Below are 18,647 nucleotides of genomic sequence, written 5' to 3'. Positions count from 1 at the left end.
CCCTACCACTTTATAAAACACCATTTTAATTAAAAAATGGCGGCGCTACTGTCTTGCGTCTCACAGTGCTGAAAGCGAGAAAGAAGTTGGTTTACGGCCATTGTTGGACATTCCACGTTAAAGCTCGCCATAATGTCAGACGTGACGGCATTTTTACGTCCACGAAAACGCAAGTGAGGGCTAATGGGTCAGGATAAGCTGTATATCGAAAAAGAACTGAGCTGGTTGTCTTTTAACGAACGTGTGCTCCAGGAAGCTGCGGACAAAATTAATCCGCTGATCGAGAGAATGCGTTTTCTCGGCATCTATTCGAATAACCTTGATGAATTTTACAAGGTCCGATTCGCTGAACTTAAACGGCGGATCCTGATCAGTGAAGAACAAGGTACGGCTCCCAATTCGCGCCATTTACTCAATAAAATTCAGGCGCGTGTTCTGAAAGCTGATCAAGAATTTGATGGGTTGTATAACGATCTGCTGTTGGAAATGGCGCGTAATCAGATCTTCTTGATCAACGAACGCCAGCTTTCCCCCAATCAGCAAAACTGGCTACGCCACTATTTCAAACATTATCTGCGCCAGCACATCACACCTATTTTGATTAACCACGACACCGATTTGGTGCAGTTCCTCAAAGATGATTACACCTATCTGGCGGTAGAAATTATTCAGGGCAGCGATATTCGTTACGCGCTGCTGGAAATCCCGTCCGATAAAGTGCCGCGCTTTGTGAATTTGCCGCCTGAAGCGCCGCGCCGCCGCAAGCCGATGATCCTGCTGGATAACATTTTGCGCTATTGCCTGGACGACATTTTCAAAGGCTTCTTCGATTACGACGCACTGAACGCCTATTCGATGAAAATGACGCGCGACGCAGAGTACGACCTGGTGACCGAAATGGAATCCAGTCTGCTGGAATTGATGTCTTCGAGCCTCAAACAGCGTTTAACCGCGGAGCCGGTGCGTTTTGTTTATCAACGAGATATGCCCGATGCGATGGTCGAAATGCTGCGTAATAAGCTGACGATCACTAACTACGATTCCATCGTGCCTGGCGGCCGTTACCATAACTTCAAAGATTTCATTAGCTTCCCAAATGTTGGCAAAGCCAATCTGGTCAATAAACCGTTGCCGCGCCTGCGCCATATTTGGTTCGATAAATTCCGCAACGGCTTTGATGCAATCCGTAACCGTGACGTGCTGCTTTACTATCCGTACCACACCTTTGAGCACGTGCTGGAATTGCTACGCCAGGCGTCATTCGACCCAAGTGTGCTGGCGATTAAAATCAATATTTATCGCGTGGCGAAAGACTCGCGCATTATCGAATCGATGATTCATGCCGCGCATAACGGGAAGAAAGTCACCGTTGTGGTTGAGTTGCAGGCACGTTTTGATGAAGAAGCGAATATTCACTGGGCGAAGCGCCTGACTGAAGCGGGCGTACACGTTATTTTCTCCGCGCCAGGCCTTAAAATTCACGCCAAACTCTTCCTGGTTTCCCGTAAAGAAGGTGACGAAGTGGTGCGTTACGCTCACATTGGCACCGGTAACTTTAACGAGAAAACCGCGCGTCTTTATACCGATTATTCGCTGCTCACCGCGGATGCGCGCATCACCAATGAAGTGCGTCGGGTATTTAACTTTATCGAAAATCCGTATCGCCCGGTCACGTTTGAGCATCTGATGGTTTCACCACAAAACTCGCGTCGTCTGCTTTATGATTTGGTCGACAAAGAGATTGCGAATGCGCAAAACGGCGAACCGTCTGGCATTACTCTGAAACTGAATAACCTGGTCGATAAAGGGCTGGTCGATCGCCTGTATGCGGCTTCAAGCTCAGGGGTGAAAGTTAATTTACTGGTGCGCGGCATGTGTTCGCTTATCCCTAATCTGGATGGCATCAGCGATAACATCCGTGTGATCAGCATCGTTGACCGCTATCTGGAACACGATCGCGTGTATATCTTTGAAAACGGCGGCGATAAGAAAGTCTATCTCTCCTCCGCTGACTGGATGACACGAAACATTGATTACCGCATCGAAGTGGCTGTCGCTATTCTCGATCCGCGCCTGAAACAGCGGGTGCTGGATATTATTGAGATACTGTTCAGCGATACCGTGAAAGCGCGCTATATCGACAAAGAACTCAGTAATCGCTATGTTCCACGCGGTAACCGCCGCAAGGTACGCTCCCAACTGGCGATTTACGATTACATTAAATCTCTGGAACAACCTGAATAACCTATGCCGATAAAAAAACATGCTCCCCGCCCGCAGGAGTTCGCTGCGGTCGATCTCGGCTCAAACAGCTTCCATATGGTGATTGCCCGTGTGGTTGACGGCGCGATGCAAATCATCGGACGCCTGAAACAACGTGTCCATCTGGCTGATGGTCTGAATGCTGATAACGAGTTAAGCGAAGAAGCGATGGAACGTGGGCTGTCATGCCTGGCGTTATTTGCTGAGCGCCTTCAGGGGTTTTCTGCGGACAATGTTTGTATCGTCGGGACGCACAGTTTGCGCCAGGCGGTAAACGCCGAAGAGTTCCTTAAACGTGCCGAGCGCGTAATCCCCTATCCGATCGAAATCATTTCCGGCAACGAAGAAGCGCGCCTGATTTTCATGGGGGTGGAACATACTCAACCTGAAAAAGGCCGCAAGCTGGTTATTGATATTGGTGGCGGATCAACCGAGCTCGTGATTGGCGAAGATTTCGAACCGATGCTGGTTGAAAGCCGCCGCATGGGCTGTGTGAGCTTCGCGCAAAACTTTTTCCCTCAAGGGATTATCACGCCAGAAAATTTCAAACGCGCGCGCCTTGCTGCAGTGCAAAAGCTGGAGAATCTTTCCTGGCAGTATCGTTTGCAAGGCTGGAATGTGGCGATGGGCGCGTCTGGTACCATCAAAGCCGCGCATGAAGTGCTGGTCAATATGGGCGATAAAGATGGGATTATTACACCTGAGCGCCTGGAAAAACTGCGCGATGAAGTTCTGAAATTTAAAAATTTCAATTCAATGAGCCTGCCGGGTTTATCCGAAGAGCGTAAAGCCGTATTTGTGCCTGGCCTCGCCATTCTCTGCGGTGTGTTTGACTCTCTGGCGATTCGCGAACTGCGCCTGTCAGATGGAGCATTACGCGAAGGCGTGCTGTATGAAATGGAAGGTCGTTTCCGCCATCAGGATATTCGTATTCGCACCGCGCAAAGTCTCGCTGACCAGTACCATATCGACAGCGATCAGGCTAAACGTGTATTGACCACCACTGAGCATATTTATCAGCAATGGGAGATTCAAAACCCGAAACAGGCCAATCCGCAGATGGCCGCGCTGCTGAAATGGTCGGCGATGCTGCACGAAGTGGGGCTGAATATTAATCACAGTGGGCTACATCGCCACTCGGCTTATATTCTGCAACACAGCAACCTGCCGGGCTTTAATCAGGAACAGCAGATGTTGATTGCTTCTCTGGTGCGCTATCACCGCAAAGCGATAAAGATTGACGATCTGCCACGTTTTACCCTGTTTAAGAAAAAGCAGTTCTTGCCCTTAATTCAGATCCTGCGCCTGGGCGTCTTGCTGAATAACCAGCGACAGGCAACCACCACGCCGCCGACGCTGGTGCTGGAAACAGATGAAAACCACTGGACGCTGCGTTTCCCATACGACTGGTTTAGTCAGAACACGCTGGTGCTGCTGGATTTGGAACGTGAACAGCAATACTGGGAAAATACTTCAGGATGGCGGCTATCTATTGAAGAGGAAGCCAGCCCGAACGTGGCGGCCTGACTGTAAAAACAACAAACGCCCTGCGGGGCGTTTGTCTTTTCTATGTCTCAACTTTCTGCGTAAGAAGTGATTCAAGCGGTCGCGGATGCCCAATCAAATAGCCCTGAATATAATCGATTCCCAGGCTTTGCACGGCTGCTTTGATCTGTTCACTTTCAACATACTCCGCCACCAGCTGCATCTTTTTTATCCGTGCCAACTGACAGATAGAATCCACAATCTGATAATCCAGGCTACTGGTCAGCATATTGCGAATAAAGCTGCCGTCGATTTTGAGGATGTCCGCGCTGATATCTTTCAGGCGCGCGTAACTGGCATAGCCCGTGCCAAAATCGTCAATCGCAACCCGACATCCCATATTTTGTAATGCGGTCAGCGTCGCATTAACTTGCTCTATATTGGTTAATGCGTTGCTTTCAGTAATTTCAAAAATAAGTTGCCAGGGTTCTATGTTGTAGCATTTCAACAAGCGTTTCACTTCGCCTGCAAACTGTAAACGCCCCACTGACGCCGGTGTTAAGTTAATCGAAAAGCGGCTACCGGGAAGCTGTTCCCGATGGTTATCCATGAATGTTAATGTGGCTTCTAATACCCATTTGTCGATTTTAGAAGATAAGCCAAATTCGTGTGCGACTGACAAAAATGCGTCAGGCATAAACAGATTATCGCCTTCGTTATCGCCCTTCATACGCAGCAAAATTTCATGATACGTATCACCGCGAACCCCTTCGATTCGCTGCACCATCAAGACGAAATTCCCGGTATCAATCGCTGCCTGCAAGCGGTTCATCATCGCCACTTTATTTCTCACCGCGTTCTGCACGTGGTTTGACCCCTGCTGCTGCAAGCTTTCGGGTTTTGAGGTTGAAAGCGACAAATCAGCCATGGTGCTGAGTTCGCCTAGCAGGTAGTAAATGTGTGTCACAGGCTGGCGAACGTGGCAATAACTGATACCCACTTGTGGCTGCATCGCCATCCCGTCCCACATAAAGCGGAACTGTTTCACATGCTGGTCAAGAGACTCAATGCGCTCATGATACGAGTCATAATTCATGCGCACGGCCAATTCATGGCCTGACAGGTGATAAACATCTTCGTTATCGGCCAAAAAGGGTTGCAGATAATCATTGAGCTGCTGCTTATATTGGATACGAAGTTGCACCCCGTAGTTACGCCCTAAAAGCTCAAGTTCAGGTACCCGCAAAAATGCTAATGCTGACCATGGATGACGGGATAAATCACGGTTAAGCGCCCGCAGATTCGCCATTTGTACGATGGGGTCAATAAAGGCCACTCGGCGCGCTTTTCTGTGCAAAAAGCGCTGGCGAGTCGTGACAACCGCCATGAGATAAATGGTCATAGAGAAAACGGCGTAGCAAGATGAAGCGATCGCCAGATGGAGTTGGAAACCCATGTAAGGCGGCAAATAGTTATAAAAGCCGCTGCACAGGATGATTAAAATAATGGTCCAACTTGTTGTGATAAACAGGAACCCAAAACGCATCGCACCCCACAACATCAGCGGCAGGATTAACGTAAGGGTGTAATCAGTGGTGAAAATAGTGCTGGCACCATTATTGGGTACCAGCAGCAGGCTAATCAACAGGACGACCAGTGCGGCCCAAAGTGCCATCTCAGTTTTCGTCACGCCAGTCTGCATTTGAGCTTTCATCCGCGAAACAAACGAGAAAGCAAAACGCGGGTTACGGCACATTCGAATGACGGTATAGAAGAATGGCATCCCAGTTAAACAGCCAATCAGGACCGCCTGAAAATTGATTAACGTCCGTGCATGAAGCAGGCTTTCTACGCTACTACTGCCCGCATCAGTGTACCAGCCAAAGAAAATCCCCAGTTGATAGATGGCCACAAATATCAAAGAGTTGACTAATACCAACCAAACCATGCGTTGTGCCGTAAGGGTAATGGCACCAAACATGATCGAACTACGCCTGGGAACAAAAATATGATAGCCGCCCCAGCTTATCGTGATGGGAATTAAGAAATGAATCACCGCCATTAACGGGGCGAACTCACCACGCAACGGGATAAAGTAGATGAGTAGTGCAAGAATAATTCCCGGCAGGGCTGACCATGCGAAAACCAACATCAGTGCGGTCATCAAACCCAGTGGCATATAGACCAGGAATACTCGCCCGCCATCCATAACGGTTTGGGCGTTACACCACATCGCTATGGGAAGTAAAATACTCGGGAGCACCAAAGGAAGCGCCCACCATTTGTCCTTAGATTTCTTATACCAGCTTGCCAGATACATTCGTTATCGCCAAAAACCCTGTCATCCAGCGTGGGTAAAATTCGAACAGGAATCCAGCCTGGCCGATAAAACCATATTGCTATGGGGTAGAGTGCCGATTTTAGTTAGGGAGGAGCTTACTAAGATGATCTTAATCAATTTTTGCCAGAGTTTTAATTTCTTTAGTAAAGAAATTAAAATAAATACTGGGTATATATTAATCAACTAAAATTAAGAAATGTTTATATAACAAGGGTGAATGTTTCCGTGAGTCACTCTGAGATGTCCTGGAATTGACCTTCGGGCACCACTGTGTATAAATACCACCGTCGCCCGCGGTTGACGGGTAAACATCAAGGATCATTTGCGTGACACAGGTTACGAGTATGCGAAGACGACATAAGTTTAACAATCGTATGACCCGCATTATTCTGCTCATCAGTTTTCTCTTCCTTTTTGGCCGTTTTGTCTACTCTGCCATCGGTGCCTGGTACCATCATCAGGACAAAGTTGAAGCACAGCAAAGCAGTCTGTCAGTGGATAACACCAACCGGTAAAGCCTTCTTTTAATTAAAATTAATAACACTGCCTTCCAGACGGTGAGATTTTTCACGCCTGAATTTCAGAAACCTGTTACTCATTTTCCAACCAACTGATGAAAAACTCGCTGAACATGGAAACCTGTAGCGGCTGAAAACGGCGCTGCGGATAAACAAACTGTAACCCCACCTGTTTTTTGTCATGGCGACTAAAACCAATAAAACTGTCTGCCAGCAGCACTTTTAGCCGCCCCTGTTCCACATCACGTTTGACGTCCCACCAGGATTTGCTGGCTATTCCCGCACCGGACAAAACCCATTGCCGCAACAACGCGCCATCATCACATACCATTGCTGGCATCACGCGCACGCTTCGCTTTTCCCCATCACACTCAAAGCGCCACTCATTCATCAACGTTCCCCTTCGTTCCATTATCAGGCAACGATGCGAAGCCAGATCATCCACGGAGTGCGGCTCGCCATGGGCAGCAAGGTAAGCAGGTGACGCTACCAAAACCCGATAGTTTTGCCTGATGACTTTCGTCACCAGATTGCTGTCCGGCAAATTACCAAAGCGGATGCTCATATCCAGTCGTAAGGAAATCAAATCCACCACATCTTCGCTAAGGTATAGCGAGCTTTTTACTTCCGGATGCTGGCGGGAAAAATCGAGTAACGCCGGTGAGAGATACTGTCGCCCAAAATCGGAAGGGGCAGCAATGCGAAGAGTGCCGCTTAATACGCCCTCTTTTTGCATCAGCGTTGATTCCGCCTGCTCCATTTCCTCTAACACGCGAAGCGCGGCGTAGTAAAACCCCTCCCCGGCCCGGGTTAACGCAATCGCTCGGGTGGAACGATTAAAAAAGCGCGTTTGATAACGTTCTTCCAATGCCTTCAGCCGCGCAGTCATGGTCGCGGGCGATAAGTTCATCCGTCGGCCTGCGGCCGCTAATCCCCCCGCTTCAGCCACCGCCACCAGCAATGCCATATCTTCGAGCTTACCCATTATTCTAATTTCCTGAATAGAGAATCAGATTTCAATGCCATTATCAAAACGACAAAGGCCCCGTAAAGTCAATGCATCGTTAACTATGTCGGAGTCGAAAAATGAAATCACGCCACCTGTTTGAGGCCACTCGCGTTGGGTCAATTGAAACCCTTAGCCGTATTGTCATGGCCCCCATGACACGCTCGCGCTCCGCACAGCCGGGCAATATCCCAACCGCGATGATGGCGACGTATTATCAGCAACGTGCAAGTGCTGGGCTTATCATCACCGAAGCGACACAAATTTCTCCGCAGGGTCAGGGCTATTCCTGGACGCCAGGTATCCACTCGCCAGAGCAGATTCGCGGCTGGCGTCAGGTAACCGACGCGGTTCATCAGGTAAACGGAAAAATCATCTCGCAACTGTGGCACGTCGGGCGCATGTCCCATGAAAGTTTTCACGCTGACGGCAAGCCAGTTGCACCTTCAGCACTTTCACCGGATGCGCAAGTTTGGGTGGTGGGCAGCGATGGCGTTGGCCGAATGGTTGACTGCCCTGTTCCTCGCGAATTGACACATGACGATATTCGTCAGGTGGTTGCCGATTACCGCCAGGCGGCACTCAACGCTATTGATGCCGGTTTTGACGGCGTAGAAGTCCACGGCGGCAACGGCTATTTGATCGATCAGTTCCTGCGCCGCACCTCCAACCAGCGCACCGACGAATATGGTGGCAGCCTGGCCAATCGTGTGCGCTTCGCACAAGAAGTGCTGGCAGCCATTAGTGATGCTATTGGTGCAGACAGAACGGGTATCCGCCTTGCCCCGTTTATTACTCAGCGTGGCATGGACGATCCGCAGGCCATTGAAGCGATTCTGAGCCTTGCTGCCTGGTGCGAACAAAAAGGCATTGCCTTTGTCCATCTGGCAGAAGCCGACTGGGATGATGCACCTCAGGTGCCGTATGAGTTTCGTGAAACGCTTCGCGCGACCTTCAGCGGGGCCATTATCGTCGCGGGTAATTATACCCAAGAGAAAGCGGAGGAACTGCTGAGCGCAGGGGTTGTGGATTTGATTGCTTTCGGCCGTCCGTTTATTGCCAACCCGGATTTCCCACGCCGTCTTGCGGAAAACCTGCCGCTGGCACCTATCAGCAATCCAGCCGCCTTATTTGGTGGCAAAGAAGCTGGCTATACCGACTATCCCGCCTGGTCTTCAAGAGAGGTATAAATGACATAAAAAACCCTCTGTAAAAACAGAGGGTTGATATTCAGTACAACGCGTTACTCGTTAATGGGAAATTATTCCCACTCGATTGTCGCTGGCGGTTTGCCAGAAATATCGTAAACCACGCGGGAAATGCCATTCACTTCGTTGATGATGCGGTTGGATACACGACCAAGGAAATCGTAAGGCAGGTGTGCCCAATGTGCAGTCATAAAGTCGATGGTTTCCACAGCACGCAGTGAAACAACCCAATCGTATTTACGGCCATCGCCCATCACGCCAACAGAACGCACCGGCAGGAACACAGTGAACGCCTGGCTGACTTTGTTGTAGAGATCTGCTTTATGCAGCTCTTCAATAAAGATGGCATCGGCACGGCGCAGCAGGTCGCAATACTCTTTCTTCACTTCGCCCAACACGCGCACACCAAGACCTGGCCCTGGGAACGGGTGACGGTACAGCATGTCGTATGGCAAGCCCAGTTCCAGACCGATTTTGCGCACTTCGTCTTTAAACAGCTCACGCAGCGGCTCAACCAGACCCATCTTCATCTCTTTCGGCAGGCCGCCCACGTTGTGGTGAGATTTGATGACGTGTGCTTTACCGGTAGCCGAGGCCGCAGATTCGATAACGTCAGGGTAAATAGTGCCCTGCGCCAGCCACTTCACGTCTTCCAGTTTCAGTGCTTCTTCATCGAAAACTTCAACAAACACGCGGCCGATGATTTTACGTTTCGCTTCTGGATCGTTCTCGCCCGCCAGCGCGGACAGGAAACGCTCTTCGCCTTCAACGTGAACAATGTTCAGACCGAAGTGGTCACCGAACATATCCATAACCTGCTGTGCTTCGTTCAAACGCAACAGACCGTTATCCACGAAGACACAGGTCAGACGATCGCCAATTGCACGGTGCAGCAGCATTGCGGTCACGGAAGAATCCACGCCACCGGACAGGCCAAGAATGACTTTGTCGTTGCCCACTTGTTCACGCAGACGAACAATCGCGTCTTCGATGATTTTTGCTGGTGTCCACAGCGCTTCGCAGCCGCAGATATCCAGTACAAAACGCTCCAGCAAACGCTGGCCCTGACGGGTATGGGTCACTTCCGGGTGGAATTGCACGCCATAAAAACGTTTTTCTTCGTTTGCCATAATAGCGAACGGACAGGTTTCGGTGCTAGCAACGGTAACGAAGTCAGAAGGGATCGCGGTGACTTTATCGCCGTGACTCATCCAGACATCCAACAGCGGTTTGCCGTCGGCACTCAGTGAGTCTTCAATGCCGCGAACCAGGGCGCTGTCGGTTTTGACTTCAACCTGTGCATAGCCAAACTCGCGCTCGGTAGAAGATTCTACGTGACCGCCAAGCTGCATTGCCATGGTCTGCATGCCGTAGCACACACCAAATACTGGCACGCCTGCGGTAAAGACATATTCAGGTGCGCGTGGGCTATTGTGCTCAGTCGTACTTTCCGGTCCACCAGAAAGAATGATACCGCTTGGATTAAATTCACGAATTTGTGCTTCAGTGACATCCCATGCCCACAGTTCACAGTAAACGCCTAGCTCACGTACGCGGCGCGCGACAAGTTGAGTGTACTGAGAACCGAAATCGAGGATAAGTATGCGATGTTTATGGATGTTTTCCGTCATTGACGCTTATTCCGAGGCAAGTGAAACAAAATAAAAACACCCGGCAGAAAGCCGGGTGCAGAAATTTTAAGAACCCATACGGTAGTTCGGGGACTCTTTAGTAATCGTCACATCGTGGACGTGACTTTCCTGAATGCCCGCACCGCTGATGCGTACAAATTCCGCTTTAGTACGCAGTTCATTGATGGTACCACAGCCGGTCAGACCCATACAGGAACGCAGGCCGCCCATTTGCTGGTGAACGATCTCTTTCAGACGACCTTTGTAAGCCACACGGCCTTCGATACCTTCCGGCACCAATTTGTCAGCGGCGTTGTCAGTCTGGAAGTAACGGTCTGAAGAACCTTTGGACATCGCGCCCAGAGAGCCCATACCGCGGTAGGATTTGAAAGAACGGCCCTGGTAAAGTTCGATTTCGCCAGGAGATTCTTCAGTCCCTGCCAGCATACCGCCAACCATGACCGCAGATGCACCCGCAGCGATGGCTTTTGCGATATCGCCTGAGAAGCGGATACCGCCATCAGCGATAACAGTGATACCCGTACCTTCCAGCGCTTCAACGGCATCCGCAACGGCCGTAATTTGTGGAACGCCCACACCCGTTACGATACGAGTGGTACAGATGGAACCAGGACCGATACCGACTTTCACAGCGCTTACGCCAGCTTCAGCCAATGCACGGGCGCCAGCGGCTGTTGCCACGTTACCGCCAATGATTTGCAGGTCAGGATATTTCGCGCGGGTATCGCGAATACGTTGCAAAACACCTTCGGAATGCCCATGAGAGGAGTCAATCAGTAAAACGTCGACACCAGCAGCGACCAGAGCGTCGATACGCTCTTCGTTGCCCGCACCTGCGCCTACGGCCGCCCCAACACGCAAACGTCCCTGCTCGTCTTTACAGGCGTTAGGTTTACGTTCAGCTTTCTGGAAGTCTTTTACGGTGATCATACCGCGCAGATGGAAGTTAGCGTCTACAACCAGCGCTTTCTCAACACGTTTTTCGTGCATTTTGGACAGCACAACATCACGCGCTTCGCCTTCTTTCACGGTAACCAGACGCTCTTTCGGCGTCATGTACACGCTAACAGGCTGGTTCAGGTCGGTCACAAAACGCACGTCACGACCGGTGATGATACCGACCAGTTCGTTTTCTTCGGTAACAACCGGGTAACCGGCGAAACCGTTACGGGCGGTAAGTTCTTTAACTTCGTGCAAAGTGGTCGTCGGCAATACGGTCTGTGGGTCAGTCACAACGCCACTTTCGTGTTTTTTCACGCGTTTGACTTCATCAGCCTGGCGCTCAATCGACATGTTTTTGTGAATGAAACCAAGTCCACCTTCCTGAGCCAATGCGATGGCCAGACGGGCTTCCGTTACGGTATCCATTGCTGCGGACAGCATAGGGATATTCAAACGAATAGTTTTGGTCAGTTGGGTGCTGAGATCAGCCGTGTTAGGCAGAACTGTAGAGTGAGCTGGAACGAGGAGAACGTCATCAAACGTCAGTGCTTCTTTAGCGATTCGTAGCATGGCAATATCTCAACCTGGGGTGAATGAGAACAGATAAAATATTGCCGCGGCATTATACAGAGCGTAAGCGATTGCATCCACACTTTTTTCACAAAACACCTTGCCAAGTACGATATGAAAGGTACTATCGACCGAATAACTTGCTGATTTAAAATTTGATCCAGGTCACATGCCAACGATAAATACCCCTTCAATTTTTACCGTCAGCCGTCTCAATCAGACGGTCCGCATGCTGCTGGAGCAAGAGATGGGGCAAGTCTGGATCAGCGGTGAAATTTCCAACTTTACCCAACCTGCTTCCGGCCATTGGTACTTCACGCTCAAAGACGATACAGCACAAATTCGCGGCGCAATGTTTCGCAACAGCAATCGACGCGTCACCTTCCGCCCGCAACACGGGCAACAGGTTTTGGTGCGCGCCACTCTGACGCTCTATGAGCCGCGTGGTGATTACCAGATAATCGTTGAAAGTATGCAGCCTGCGGGTGAAGGTTTATTACAGCAGCAATACGAAGAGCTGAAGCTGCGTCTCACCGCAGAAGGGTTGTTTGAGCAGATTCATAAACAACCGCTGCCAACGCCTGCGCACCAGGTCGGGGTGATTACCTCAAAAACCGGTGCCGCACTGCATGACATTCTGCATGTACTAAAACGTCGCGATCCCTCCCTGCCAGTCATCATATATCCAACCGCTGTGCAGGGTGCTGACGCACCGCTGCAAATCGTTCGCGCGATTGAACTGGCAAACCTACGCAAAGAGTGTGATGTGCTGATTGTGGGGCGTGGCGGTGGTTCGCTGGAAGATTTATGGAGCTTTAACGATGAACGCGTTGCTCGCGCTATTTTCGCGAGCCAAATTCCGGTAGTTAGCGCCGTAGGGCATGAAACTGACGTCACGATCGCCGATTTTGTAGCAGATGTTCGTGCACCGACCCCTTCGGCTGCCGCAGAGATTGTCAGCCGCAACCAGCTCGAATTACTGCGCCAGCTTCAGTCCCAGCAACAACGAATGGAAATGGCGATGGATTACTACCTCGCCCAGCGTTCACAGCGTTTCACACGCCTGCATCATCGTTTACAGCAACAGCATCCGCAATTGCGTTTAGCACGCCAACAAACCACGCTAGAGCGCTTACAGCAGCGTCTGAATATCGCGATGGATGCGAAACTGCGACGTACCTCGCAACAACAGCAACGTTTGATGCAGCGCTTAAATCAGCAACAACCGCAGCCACGTATTCACCGCGCCCAAACTCGTTTGCAGCAGCTTGAATATCGTTTATCGCAGGTTGTGACTGCGCGGCTGAACAATACGCGTCAGCGATTTGGCACCGCTATCGCACAGCTTGAAGCAGTCAGCCCGCTGGCAACGCTTGCGCGTGGTTATAGCGTGACAACAGCAACCGACGGCAAAGTGCTGAAGAAGACAAAACAGGTGCATTCCGGGGATACGCTGACGACGCGTCTGGAAGATGGTTGGGTGGAAAGCCAGGTCACCGGCATTACACCGGTGAAACCTAAACGCACGCGCAAAACAGCGGCGAAAAGCTAAAACTTAGTTAGCAACAGGCACGAATTCGACGCGTTTTTTCGAAATCAATCCGTGGCCGTTCTGGCAGAAATAGTCGACGGCACCGCACGCTTTTAAAACTTCCAGCGGCTTGTGGCAATCCGGGCAGCGGGCTTCAAGATTGAAGTTCTTTTTGCAGCTTTCGCAATGTGCACCGTTGTCAGTTGCTACCAGCGGTTTAGCGCAAATTGGGCAATTGAGTTCCATAATCTCTCCTCAAAACAAAATAAAACGGGAGCATTTCGCTCCCGTATCAATTATTTGCTTTTCTTGATGTGCTTGATCAAACGCTTACGTTTACGCATCTGGTTCGGCGTCAGGGTGTTACGTTTGTTGGCAAACGGGTTCTCCCCTTCTTTGAACTGAATACGGATTGGCGTCCCCATTACATCCAGCGATTTGCGGAAGTAGTTCATCAAGTAGCGCTTGTAGGAGTCCGGCAGGTCTTTAACCTGGTTGCCGTGAATCACTACGATTGGCGGGTTATAACCACCGGCGTGAGCATATTTCAGCTTAACACGACGACCACGAACCAACGGTGGCTGGTGATCTTCCGCAGCCATGGTCATGATGCGAGTCAGCAACGCAGTGCTTACGCGGCGCGTGGAGCTATCATAAGCTTCACGAACAGATTCGAACAAGTTACCCACGCCGCTGCCGTGCAGTGCGGAGATGAAGTGCACGCGAGCAAAGTCGATAAAGCCAAGACGGTAGTCCAGGGTCTCTTTAACTTGCTCTCTGACTTCGTTGCTCAGGCCATCCCACTTGTTGACCACAATCACCAGTGAGCGCCCACTATTCAGGATAAAGCCAAGCAGAGACAGATCCTGATCGGAGATACCTTCGCGTGCATCAATAACCAGCATGACAACGTTAGCATCTTCGATCGCTTGCAGGGTTTTGATTACCGAGAATTTCTCAACGGTTTCAGTGATTTTGCCACGTTTGCGCACCCCAGCGGTGTCGATGAGAATGTATTCACGCTCATCGCGTTCCATTGGGATATAGATGCTGTCACGCGTCGTTCCTGGCATGTCGTAAACCACAACACGGTCTTCGCCAAGAATACGGTTGGTGAGCGTTGACTTACCTACGTTCGGGCGACCGACAATGGCCAGTTTGATTGGCAAATCCTGAGGATTAAATGCTTCTTCTTCCTCTTCTTCTTCCGCTTCTTCTTCGTCTGACACAATGCCATTCTTAGCATTGAATGCCGCCCAATAGGCTGCATCTTCGTCGATTTCTTCTTCCGGCTCACGCGGATTTGTTTCGTCGATGAATGGGATTAACACGTGTTCCAGCAGGGTTGTTACACCGCGGCCGTGAGAGGCTGCGATCGGGTGAATTTCACCTAATCCCAAAGAGTAGAAATCGATAACCGCCTGGTCAGGATCCATACCGTCAGTTTTGTTCGCCACCAGGAAGGTAGGCTTCTGACGAGAACGCAGATGTTTGGCAATGGCTTCATCGGCAGGCATCAGGCCCGCACGTGCATCCACCATAAACAGCACCACATCAGCTTCTTCAATCGCTAACAGCGATTGTGCAGCCATATGCGTTTCAACGCCGTCTTCGGTGCCATCAATACCGCCGGTATCGATGGCAATAAATTCGCGACCTTCCACTTCAGCACGACCATACTTGCGGTCGCGAGTCAGCCCCGGGAAATCCGCGACCAGCGCATCTCGGGTACGCGTCAAGCGGTTAAACAACGTGGATTTTCCGACATTAGGGCGCCCGACAAGCGCAACCACAGGTACCATGATAAAAGCCTCATTACTCAAAATTCATCATAAAACGACGTCAAATCACATCGTTTCTAAAAACAGGAAACGGCTCCCGGACTACGGGAACCGTTTCGCTCATGCTATTACGTCAGGTAAGTTTAACGCTTGATAGCGTACAACGTACCATCTTTCGCCTGAATCAACAGTTTGTCGCTGGCAACAACTGGCTCAGTCTGGAATCCAGAGCTGTCCACTTTTTGTTGGGCAACAAAGCGACCGTCATCAGCATTAATCCAATGCATGTAACCTTCGGCGTCACCAACAACCAGATAGCCGTTGTACAAAACAGGTGAAGTCAGATTACGGTGCAGCAGATCACTTTGGGTCCACAGTGTAACGCCGCCATCCGCATTCAGGGCAATCACGCGGTCATTTTGGTCGACGAGGAAAATACGGTTCGCATCAACAATGAAGTCGTTTACTGAACCCAATTCACGTTTCCACATCACCTGACCTGAACGTAAGTCCAGTGCAGTCAGGTTGCCATTATATGCCAGCGCATAGACCACACCGTTAACAATAACAGGGGTCGTATCAACATCGCTCAGACGGTCAATTTCAGTCGCACCGGTTGCCTGAGAGATACGCTGCTGCCAAATCAGCTGACCTTGCTTCATCAGAACTGCGCTTACGCGTCCGTTATCACCGCCAACAATTGCGGCACCAAACGCGACTGCAGGTGCTGATTCACCGCGCAGAGAAAGTGCAGGCATATCAAGGTTTACAGTCCATTTAACAGCACCGTCTGCCTCATCAAATGCCTGAAGCTGACCATTGCTGGTGTGAACCAGAACTAAACCTTCGCTGACCACTGGGCGAGAAAGTACTTCGCCTGCAGCCTTGCTTTGCCATGCAATACTACCATCAGAGGTGTTAAGCGCATAAACCTGTGCTTTTTCACTACCGACGTAAAGATGTGCACCTTCAACCGTTACGCCGCCAGAAAGCAGCGCGGGCAGGTTGCTGGAATAAAAATTCGTCTTTTCAGAAAGGTCGATAGACCAGACTTCTTTACCATCGTCCGCGTTAATGGCTTTTACGGTACCACGGCGATCGGCGGCATAAATGTTGCCGTCCTGCCATGCTGGATGCAAATTGGAATAGAAATCACCAATTCCGCTACCAACAGAAGTACTCCATGATTTTTCAGGTTCAAATTGGTTTTCAACTGTCGGCAGTGGAGACATCTTAACCACATCTTCTTCACCGCTAAACAGTGAACAACCGCTGAGCAGCGTCAGAGAAATCAGCCCTGGTACAAGTAGTTTACGCAATTGCATCCGGTCCCTCTTAGCTCGACAAATTATTAATTTTCATCTGCATCATTTCGCGCAGGGCTGGAGAAGCGTCGGTCTGTGAGCCTTTGCTCCACGCATCGCGTGCACCTTGCTTATCCCCTTTGCTGAGCAGCGCTTCACCGCGCAAATCAGCGATAATCGCTACCCAACCTTCACCTTTAACACTGTCGAGCGTTTTCAGCGCAGCATCAATTTGCTTTTGTTGGATTTGAACTCGAGCCAGACGTACATTGATCAGCGCCTGCAAATTTTCGTCGCTGGTGCTGCTCAGACCCTGCTGCAATTGAGCAGCTGCTTTCGCGAGGTCGTTGTTATCTGCGTACTTCTGCGCAATTTCCAGTGATGCCAGTGCGCCGTAAGTATTTTTAGTGCTAGCTGCGAATTTTTCTGCCGCACTCAACGTGGCAGGTTGATCAGCACGCACCGCTTGAGTGACGGTTTGATACTCAAGAGAAGAAGCCATTGAGCTTTCAGCCTGATGGCTGTTCCAGTAACGCCAGCCCATCAGTGCGCCAATACCCAGAACAACACCCACTACCAGCGCTTTGCCGTTTTCGGCAAAGAAGCGTTTTACCGCATCAACCTGTTCGTTATCGTTTTCGTAAATTTCCACGCAGTCCTTCTCCTTAACGATTAAACACTGGGGAAATTAACCCAGTAGCGCCTGCAAATGAGCGACCGCGTTTGCTTGTTCAACGGTAGTTTGCTCACCTGTGCGCAGATCCTTAACGACGACCTGACCATTAGCCACTTCAGTTTCGCCCAGCACCAGTGCAGCACGCGCACCCCACTTATCTGCACGGACGAATTGTTTCTTGAAGTTACCACCGCCGTAGTTAGTCATCAGCTTGATAGCTGGGACCTGATCACGTAATTGCTCAGCCAACAGCATTGCCGCAGCCTGCGTTCCCTGACCTGACGATATCAGGTAAATATCGACAACAGATTCTGCTTTAAATTCCGGATTAATAGCCTGAACCAGTAAAACAAGACGTTCCAGACCCATCGCAAAACCAACTGCAGGCGCTGCACGGCCACCAAGTTGCTCAACTAAACCATCGTAACGGCCGCCGGCACAAACGGTTCCTTGAGAGCCCAGACTGCTTGTAACCCACTCGAAAACAGTGCGGTTGTAGTAATCCAGACCTCGCACCAGGCGCTGATTCACGGTATACGCGATACCGGCAGCGTCAAGGTACTGGCACAGACCCGCGAAATGTTCACGAGACTCTTCGTCCAGATAATCACCAAGTGTTGGTGCGTCATCCAGCAATGCCTGAACGTCTGGATTTTTTGAGTCCAGTACGCGTAACGGGTTGCTGTACATGCGACGCTGGCAATCTTCGTCAAGTTTCTCTTTATGCTGTTCAAGGAACGCAACGAGCGCATCACGATAGTTAGCACGCGCTTCAAGAGAGCCAATAGAGTTCAGTTCCAGACTGACGTGCTGGTCGATACCCAAGGCACGCCACCAGCGAGCAGTCAGCATAATCAGTTCTGCGTCAATGTCTGGCCCTTGCAGACCAAAAACTTCGACCCCCAACTGATTGAACTGGCGATAGCGCCCTTTTTGCGGACGCTCATGGCGGAACATCGGCCCGATGTACCACAAGCGCTGTTCCTGATTGTACAGAAGACCATGTTCGATACCGGCACGCACGCAGCCCGCGGTGCCTTCAGGACGCAAAGTCAGGCTATCGCCGTTGCGGTCCTCAAAGGTATACATCTCTTTTTCAACCACGTCGGTCACTTCACCGATGGCGCGTTTGAATAACGGGGTCTGCTCTACAATCGGCAAACGGATTTCGCTGTAACCGTAGCTGCCGAGCACCTGTTTCAGAATGCCTTCAATGCGCTGCCAAATGGCGGTTTCGCCAGGCAGGTAATCGTTCATGCCGCGGATGGCTTGAATGTTTTTTGCCACGTTTATTCTCTACCGAATTTATACAAAAAATGAACCCGAAATCAGACTGTTTGTTGTCGCAAAACGTCTGGCGGGTTCAATCAT

Annotated in this window: 14 protein-coding genes; 5 read left to right on the top strand and 9 right to left on the bottom strand. The window is 50.5% G+C overall.

Translation table 11 applies throughout. The features are described from left to right. The first annotated feature begins 183 nt into the window (after positions 1-183). A complete protein-coding gene (ppk1, locus tag RHD99_RS05915; RefSeq protein ID WP_309877912.1) occupies positions 184-2,244 on the top strand; it encodes a polyphosphate kinase 1 in 2,061 nt (686 codons plus the stop codon). A gap of 3 nt (positions 2,245-2,247) precedes the next feature. Then, a complete protein-coding gene (gene ppx, locus RHD99_RS05910; protein ID WP_309877911.1) occupies positions 2,248-3,789 on the top strand; it encodes an exopolyphosphatase in 1,542 nt (513 codons plus the stop codon). A 40-nt stretch (positions 3,790-3,829) separates the two neighbouring features. On the opposite strand, the gene RHD99_RS05905 is transcribed toward ppx, so the two are convergent. Next, the gene (locus RHD99_RS05905) at positions 3,830-6,067 is read right to left on the bottom strand and encodes a sensor domain-containing phosphodiesterase (RefSeq protein ID WP_309877910.1); all 2,238 of its coding nucleotides are present in this window, start codon (positions 6,065-6,067) and stop codon (positions 3,830-3,832) included. Between the two features lie 347 nt (positions 6,068-6,414). Here RHD99_RS05905 and RHD99_RS05900 point away from each other — a divergent pair, with 347 nt between their 5' ends. Continuing rightward, entirely contained in the window at positions 6,415-6,603 is a 189-nt protein-coding gene (locus RHD99_RS05900) for a YfgG family protein (RefSeq protein WP_183270179.1), read from the top strand. 76 nt (positions 6,604-6,679) lie between these two features. Here the strand turns inward: RHD99_RS05900 and RHD99_RS05895 are convergent, their stop codons facing one another. After that, entirely contained in the window at positions 6,680-7,591 is a 912-nt protein-coding gene (locus tag RHD99_RS05895) for a LysR family transcriptional regulator (RefSeq protein WP_309877907.1), read from the bottom strand. Positions 7,592-7,692: 101 nt separating this feature from the next. Between RHD99_RS05895 and RHD99_RS05890 the strand changes: the two genes are divergently transcribed. Continuing rightward, on the top strand, positions 7,693-8,802 hold the full coding sequence (locus RHD99_RS05890; protein ID WP_309877906.1) for an alkene reductase: 1,110 nt from the start codon (positions 7,693-7,695) through the stop codon (positions 8,800-8,802). 71 nt (positions 8,803-8,873) lie between these two features. On the opposite strand, the gene guaA is transcribed toward RHD99_RS05890, so the two are convergent. Together guaA and guaB are read right to left on the bottom strand one after the other, a co-directional pair. Further along, entirely contained in the window at positions 8,874-10,451 is a 1,578-nt protein-coding gene (gene guaA, locus RHD99_RS05885) for a glutamine-hydrolyzing GMP synthase (protein WP_183270182.1), read from the bottom strand. Between the two features lie 66 nt (positions 10,452-10,517). Beyond that, positions 10,518-11,984: an IMP dehydrogenase gene (gene guaB, locus RHD99_RS05880; RefSeq protein ID WP_183270183.1), complete on the bottom strand. Its 1,467-nt coding sequence runs from the start codon at positions 11,982-11,984 to the stop codon at positions 10,518-10,520. A 169-nt stretch (positions 11,985-12,153) separates the two neighbouring features. Here guaB and xseA point away from each other — a divergent pair, with 169 nt between their 5' ends. Next, positions 12,154-13,536, top strand: coding sequence for an exodeoxyribonuclease VII large subunit (xseA, locus tag RHD99_RS05875; protein ID WP_309877904.1), 1,383 nt, complete (start codon positions 12,154-12,156; stop codon positions 13,534-13,536). 3 nt (positions 13,537-13,539) lie between these two features. On the opposite strand, the gene RHD99_RS05870 is transcribed toward xseA, so the two are convergent. The 5 genes from RHD99_RS05870 to hisS all read right to left on the bottom strand — a co-directional run bounded on the left by RHD99_RS05870 (position 13,540) and on the right by hisS (position 18,563). Then, positions 13,540-13,761, bottom strand: coding sequence for a zinc ribbon domain-containing protein (locus tag RHD99_RS05870; RefSeq protein ID WP_309877902.1), 222 nt, complete (start codon positions 13,759-13,761; stop codon positions 13,540-13,542). A gap of 50 nt (positions 13,762-13,811) precedes the next feature. After that, positions 13,812-15,317 (bottom strand): ribosome biogenesis GTPase Der, encoded by a 1,506-nt coding sequence (der, locus tag RHD99_RS05865; RefSeq protein WP_183270186.1) that lies wholly within the window; start codon positions 15,315-15,317, stop codon positions 13,812-13,814. 122 nt (positions 15,318-15,439) lie between these two features. Further along, on the bottom strand, positions 15,440-16,621 hold the full coding sequence (gene bamB / locus RHD99_RS05860) for an outer membrane protein assembly factor BamB (protein WP_309877901.1): 1,182 nt from the start codon (positions 16,619-16,621) through the stop codon (positions 15,440-15,442). 10 nt (positions 16,622-16,631) lie between these two features. Further along, on the bottom strand, positions 16,632-17,252 hold the full coding sequence (locus tag RHD99_RS05855) for a YfgM family protein (RefSeq protein WP_309877900.1): 621 nt from the start codon (positions 17,250-17,252) through the stop codon (positions 16,632-16,634). 36 nt (positions 17,253-17,288) lie between these two features. Beyond that, positions 17,289-18,563 carry a histidine--tRNA ligase gene (hisS, locus tag RHD99_RS05850; protein ID WP_183270189.1) on the bottom strand — a complete coding sequence of 425 codons (1,275 nt, stop codon included), beginning with the start codon at positions 18,561-18,563 and terminating at the stop codon, positions 17,289-17,291. Between the last annotated feature and the right edge of the window lie 84 nt (positions 18,564-18,647).

This window comes from Buttiauxella selenatireducens (genome assembly GCF_031432975.1).
Classification (GTDB): Bacteria; Pseudomonadota; Gammaproteobacteria; order Enterobacterales; family Enterobacteriaceae; genus Buttiauxella; species Buttiauxella selenatireducens.
Note: the sequence above shows the minus strand (reverse complement) of the source record. Positions and strands in the feature narration are given on the sequence as shown.